The sequence below is a fragment of the Stutzerimonas stutzeri genome (assembly GCF_000935215.1).
In the GTDB taxonomy this organism is placed as follows: domain Bacteria; phylum Pseudomonadota; class Gammaproteobacteria; order Pseudomonadales; family Pseudomonadaceae; genus Stutzerimonas.
The window spans coordinates 1-2,127 of record NZ_JXXD01000258.1; the positions used below are offsets into that span (position 1 = coordinate 1).

General features: G+C 67.9%; 3 protein-coding genes and 1 pseudogene. All 4 read right to left on the reverse strand.

All coding sequences use genetic code 11. From position 1 onward, the window contains the following. Positions 1-490: pseudogene (locus tag LO50_RS21390) on the reverse strand (malonate transporter subunit MadM); the annotation flags it as partial. A gap of 3 nt (positions 491-493) precedes the next feature. Continuing rightward, complete coding sequence (madL, locus tag LO50_RS21395; protein ID WP_003303880.1) at positions 494-892, reverse strand: malonate transporter subunit MadL; 399 nt, start codon at positions 890-892, stop codon at positions 494-496. Between the two features lie 120 nt (positions 893-1,012). After that, positions 1,013-1,939 carry a malonate decarboxylase subunit epsilon gene (gene mdcH / locus LO50_RS21400; protein ID WP_044316298.1) on the reverse strand — a complete coding sequence of 309 codons (927 nt, stop codon included), beginning with the start codon at positions 1,937-1,939 and terminating at the stop codon, positions 1,013-1,015. Further along, the coding region (locus LO50_RS21405; RefSeq protein ID WP_044316299.1) for a phosphoribosyl-dephospho-CoA transferase MdcG domain-containing protein at positions 1,936-2,127 on the reverse strand (192 nt) is incomplete at its 5' end. The genes LO50_RS21405 and mdcH, both read right to left, overlap by 4 nt.

A 2,127-nucleotide genomic window follows, 5' to 3' on the forward strand; every position in this document is an offset into this window, starting at 1 on the left:
CCTCGGAGCTGGCGCCGATCGCCGCGCCGGTCACCGGGCCGACGATGTAGGTCACAGCGCCCGTGCCGATGGTGGTCAGGCTGACCGCGTCGGTGTAGCCGAATGCCATGGCCACCGCGACACCGGCGACGAAAGAGGAGAACACGCCGACGAACAGCGCCAGCACACCCACCAGACCGGCGCGCTTGAGTTCCTCGACGCTGACGCCGAAACCGGTGGCGACGATGGCGAAGTCACGTAGCATGGCGCCGCCGAGCAGGCCGATGCCGGAGAACAGCGCGATATCCACCAGGCCCTTCTGCCCGCCGGTCACCACGCCGCCGATGTACGACAGCAACAGGCCGATGAGGATGGCCACCGCCGAGCCGTGCAGGCGGCCCTTGGTGAGCTTGTCGGACAGCCAGTAGGAGATCCACATGGTCGCGCCGATGATGGCGAAGCCGCTGATCAGGCCATAGCCGGTGATCACTTTCATGAGGGACTCGTACATGGATCAACCCTCCGCGGTCAGTGGCTTGGCTTCATCGGCTTCAGGCTTTTTTCGGCCGATCCGGTCGAGCACCGGCACCAGCGCGAAGGCCACGGCGACAGCCGCCACACCGGCGAGAATGGCCATCGGGCCGCCGCTGAGGGCGCCGTAGACGTTCTGTTGCGCAGCCATCGCGACCACGATCGGGATGTACACGGCACTCCAGAATTTCACCCCCTGTTCGGTTTCCATGTTGAACAGGCCGCGCTTCTTCAGGTAGCTGCCGAGCAGAATCAGCAGGACCATGGCGATACCCACGCCGCCGACGTTTGCCGGTACGCCCAACAGTTTGCCCAGCAGCTCGCCGGCGAAAATGCCGGTGAGGGTACACAAGGCCAGGAAGGCCACACCAAAGATGATCATTGTTCTTGTCCTTTTTGGTTGCGCCGCCTGCAGAGGGCTTGGCGCGTGTTATCGAGGTCGTTGTTTTTATCCATCGATCAGCCGCGAGTAAGGCTTGCTCGCGCTGAATGTGCACGCGGTCTATCGGCTCTGGCTGCCCTCCTGACGCAGCAAGGCGTCCAGTGTGTCGAGCCGGGCGCCGTCGAAGGCGACCAGCGTACCCTGTTCGAAAACCCGCCGCGCCAGGCCGGTGAGCACCTGGCCCGGGGGCAGTTCGATATGCAGGCGCACCCCGCGTTCGTAGGCGGTGCGCAGGGTGCCGTGCCAGTCGACGACACGGCACATGTTGAAGGCGAGGTCATCGCGCAGACGCTCGGCATAGAACAGCGGGCGCGCCAAGGTACCGCTGAGGTAGCGAATCCGCGGCGCGCGCAAGCTGACGGCGGCGAAGGCTTCGGCCAGCTGCCGCGCCGGCTGCTCGAGCAACGCGCAATGCGACGGCACGCTCATCGCCAGACGCCGCGCACAGGAGGCGCCGAGGGACTTGGCGCGGGCGGCGATCGCGGCCATGGCGGCGTCGCTGCCGGCGATGACGAGCTGGTTGTCGGCGTTGATATTGGCCAGGTAGGCGGGCTCCGCGGCCTCCGTCAGCAGGCTCTCGACCGTGCCCAGCGACAGGCCGAGGATGGCGGTCATGCCATAGCCATCGGGGTAGGCCCGCTGCATCAGCTCACCGCGCAGGGCGACCAGGCGCACGGCATCGCGATAGTCCAGCGCACCGGCGACCACCGCCGCGGCGTAGGCACCGATGGACAGCCCGGCGACGTAGTCCGGGCGCTGGCCATCGCGCATCAGCAGCCGCGCTCCGGCGACACCGGCGATCAGCAGGCAGAGCTGCACGGCACGGGTCGATTGCAACGCTTCGGCCGAATCGAGCAGCAGCGCATCCTCGCCCAGCACCGCACCGGCCTGCGCCAGGCATTCGAGCACTTCGGGCTCCTGCGGCAGGCGCTGCAGCATGCCGGGCTTCTGCGCGCCCTGGCCGGGAAAGGCGAACAGGCTGCTCATGCCGCACGCTCCGGCGCCCAGGGATCGACGATCAGCCGGGGGCCCTCCGCGGCCTTGACCAGCACCCGCGCCGCGCCACCCGCCCATTCGCAGAGCGCCACGCCGCCCAGCGGCGTTTCCAGTTGCAGATCGACGCGGCAGGCGCGGCCTTCCAGCAGCTGCAACAGCGGGCGCGCCTCGCTGCGTGG